Origin of the sequence: Bartonella sp. AA74HLJMH, from assembly GCF_042197045.1 — a bacterium.
Classification (GTDB): domain Bacteria; phylum Pseudomonadota; class Alphaproteobacteria; order Rhizobiales; family Rhizobiaceae; genus Bartonella.
Map to the genome: position 1 here is coordinate 1 of NZ_JBHIRJ010000047.1, position 4,043 is coordinate 4,043.

General features: G+C 40.5%; 1 pseudogene. It reads right to left on the reverse strand.

Annotated elements, in window-relative coordinates:
- Positions 1-4,043 (reverse strand): annotated as a pseudogene (locus ACFINH_RS09210) (hypothetical protein); the annotation flags it as partial.

The following is a 4,043-nucleotide window of genomic DNA, read 5'->3' on the forward strand; positions in this document are numbered from 1 at the left end:
TCTGACGAACTACCATCAGAATTGAATTGTGAAACCTTGAATTCCGGAGCCCTCCATTCGCCACCTTCATAGCTAGCCCCTCCTCCTAAATACAGCGCTAGCGTCTGATGCAAGGAATAAAGCTGATTGCCCGTAATCGCCTCTGTCGAACCTTCAGAAATATCGCCATCTAAAACTGACTTCAGTTTGCTCTTACTTCTTTTATCTCCCTTCCCATGAAGCGCTACAAACGCACTGTCTTCATCACTCCACAACAACGCATTCTGCTCAATATTGTCTGAAATCTCATTATGAAGCTTTGTAAATGAATTGCTTACACCAACAAACGCTTCCGCAATATTAGGGTAGTTATGCTCTTCTGGTCTACCATCATCATTAAATGTCGTAACTTTGAAAGTAGGTGCTACCCATTGACCATCTTCATAGTGAGCTCCACCACCAAAATAAGCCGCCAGCGTCTGATTCAAGGAATAAAGCTGAGAACCATTCACGGCTTCCGTCGAGCCTTCAGAAAGTGTTCCAGCTTTCACGCCAGAGAGACTACGTGCATCACCATTCATGTTTGAAATTGTGATTGCACTACCCTCTTTTTCATCACCTATCTTGATTACCTTCGTAGCATCATCCTGCTTAACAAGACTATCTCCTACAACTTTATTAATCTCATTCTGAAGCTCTTTGTGAATATTCGTGAATGAAGCCCCTACACCAGCAAACGCTTTGGCAACATCATCATAACTTTGCTCTTCAACAGCACTGCCATCTTCTTTGACGATCTTAACTTTGAAGCTTGGAGCACTCCATTGACCTTCCTTATATTCAGCGCCACCACCTAAATAAGTTGCAACAGTCTTATTCGTATCAAAAAGCTGAGAACCATTGACTGCTTCACTAGAGCTTGCAGAAACCTCTCCATCTAAAAGAAACTTCAATTTGCTATTGTTTCTGTCCTTACCTTCCCCATGCTTGGCTACAAAGGCTTTTTCACTTTCATTCCACAACAGCGCATCGCCTTGAACTTCCTGCGTAATATTCGTGACTTTGTCATTAAAGTCTTTAACCACATTCGTGAAAGAATTACCAACACCTGAAAGAGCTTCTGAAACACTATCATACTCAGCTTCTTCTGATGTGCCATCTTCTTTAAGGTGTGTAACTTTAAATCTAGGCAACAACCATTGATCTTTCTCATACTTAGCATCACCGTTTAAGTACGATGCAAGATCTTTTCCTAAAGAATAAAGTTGGGAGCCATTTACTGCATCTGTCGATTCTTTCGTAATATCTCCTGCCGCAAGGAACTTAATCTTGCTATTTGTCTTTGCACCGTCTTTTCCTCCATGCAAGGCTACAAAAGATTTTTCACCCTCGCTCCATGATAAAGAATCTTGTGCAACTCCTTCTGAGACTTCCTTAATACGCTGATTCACATTTTTGATATTTGCATCAAGTCCTTCAAATGCTAAACCAACATTGGTAAAGGCTTTTTGTGTTACCTCACCATCTTCAGAAACGCGAGATAAGTTATAAGTAGGGTTGATAAAGCTACCGCTTTTAAATGCCGCATCACCACCAAGAAACTTAGCTACATTCTGAGAAATTGTGTTGATCTGACTACCATTAATCGCATCATGTGAATTTTCAGCAATGGTACCATCCGCTACATTATGAAGTGCAACTGGTCCTGCATCCTTACCTTTACCTAAAGTCACACTCGTGTAATCAATGCCGCCATTCTCACCCTCTTTTTTATCGTAATGAACAACAGCCGAGTCATCTGACTGAAGGCTGGTAGAAAGATCCTTCAAACCTTTATCAAGCTGACCTTTGTTAACAGCTTCATTATCCTTTGTTGCTGCCTTAATACCTGAAAGTATCCGCTCTTTGCCCTTGTCATCCAGAAGACTTATTTCTGTGCCTTCTACTTCTTTACCAATAGTAATAATTTTCGTCTTTTCATCCTGCTTGACAAGGCTATCACTGACAACATTGGTAACATCATTATGAACATTTGTGACAGAACTACTAATATCAGAAAGTGCTTCCGCTACACTCTTATAGCTTTCTTCACTTTCTTTACCTTCTGCATCAACTTTCTTGATTACAAAATTTGGAGCTTTCCATTGTCCATCTTTATCATAACCAGCTCCTCCACCAAAATACGTCGCAAATGTCTGATTCATTGAATAAAGTTGATTACCAGCGACAGCATCCGTTGATTTAGCGCTAATCTCACCATTTGCTAGAAACGTAATTCTACTGTTTTCTTGTGTCCTGACAGCTCTGCCTTGTTCTTCTTGCTTCTTCTCATGACGCGCGACAAAGGCATTGGCTTCATCATTCCATAATAAAGAATCTTGCGCTACTCCTTCAGAAACTTCTTTAATCCGTGCATTCACATTCTTGATATTCTCATCAAGACCAGTAAATGCACTACCAACATTATCAAAAGAGCCATTTGTTATATTACCAGCTGTATCAACCTTGGATAACTTGTAGGTTGGTCCTGTAAATGTACCCTCAACAAATTTTGCATCGCCACCAAGGAATTTAGCTACATTCTGAGAAATCGTGTTGATCTGACTACCATTAATCGCATCATGTGAACTCTCACCAATGGCACCATCTTTTACATTATGAAGTGCAACTGGTCCTGCATCCTTACCTTTACCTAAAGTCACACTCGTGTAATCAATGCCGCCATTCTCACCCTCTTTTTTATCGTAATGAACAACAGCCGAGTCATCTGACTGAAGGCTGGTAGAAAGATCCTTCAAACCTTTATCAAGCTGACCTTTGTTAACAGCTTCATTATCCTTTGTTGCTGCCTTAATACCTGAAAGTATCCGCTCTTTGCCCTTGTCATCCAGAAGACTTATTTCTGTGCCTTCTACTTCTTTACCAATAGTAATAATTTTCGTCTTTTCATCCTGCTTGACAAGGCTATCACTGACAACATTGGTAACATCATTATGAACATTTGTGACAGAACTACTAATATCAGAAAGTGCTTCCGCTACACTCTTATAGCTTTCTTCACTTTCTTTACCTTCCGCATCAACTTTCTTGATCACAAAACTTGGAGCCTTCCATTGTCCTTGCTCATCATAACCTGCACCACCACCAAAATAGGTTGCAAGTTGTTCGTTCAGCGAATAAAGCTGACCACCCGTGATAGCATCCGTTGAACCTTTAGAAATTTCTCCATCTAATAAAAATTTTAATTTGCTGTTTTCTTGTTCCGCTATAACTTGACCATCTTTCTCTTTGTTCTTTACATGACGCGCGACAAAGGCATTGGCTTCATCATTCCACAACAAAGCATTCTGCTCAATGGTCTGTGTAAGTTCATTGCTGTTCTTAGAAAGCTCATTATGAAGATCTGTCAGCGATGTATCAACACCGCTAAAGGCTGAACCAACATCATGATATGACTGACCACCAACAACATACGTCGGAAGATTGCCTACAAGAACATCAGCACCACCACCTAAATAGCTCGATGTATTTTTAGAAACACTGTCTAGATTAGTAGTCACTGTCGTAACATTTTTATTAGTCGCAAATAACTGAGCGCCATTTACAACTTCTGTCGATTCTGCTGAAAGCACTCCTGCCTTAACACCTGAAAGTATCCGGTCTTCTTTCTTACTGTTGGCAATGTTGAGTTCTGTACCTTCTACTTCTTTACCAATAGTGATAACCTTCGTATTATCATCCTGCTTGGCAAGGCTATCACTGACAACATTACTTACATCATTATGAACATTCGTGATAGAACTCGCAACTCCAGCAAATGCTTCCGATACACTATTGTAAACCTTTTCCTCACCAGCACTACCATCAGAATTGACAGTTTTAAGCTTGAAGGTAGGTGCAACCCATTCTCCCTTTTCATTATAACCTGCTCCTCCACCAAAATAGGTTGCAAGTTGTTCGTTCAGCGAATAAAGCTGACCACCCGTGATAGCATCCGTTGATTTAGCGCTAATCTCACCATTTGCAAGGAACGTAATTCTACTGTTTTCTTGTGTCCTTACAGC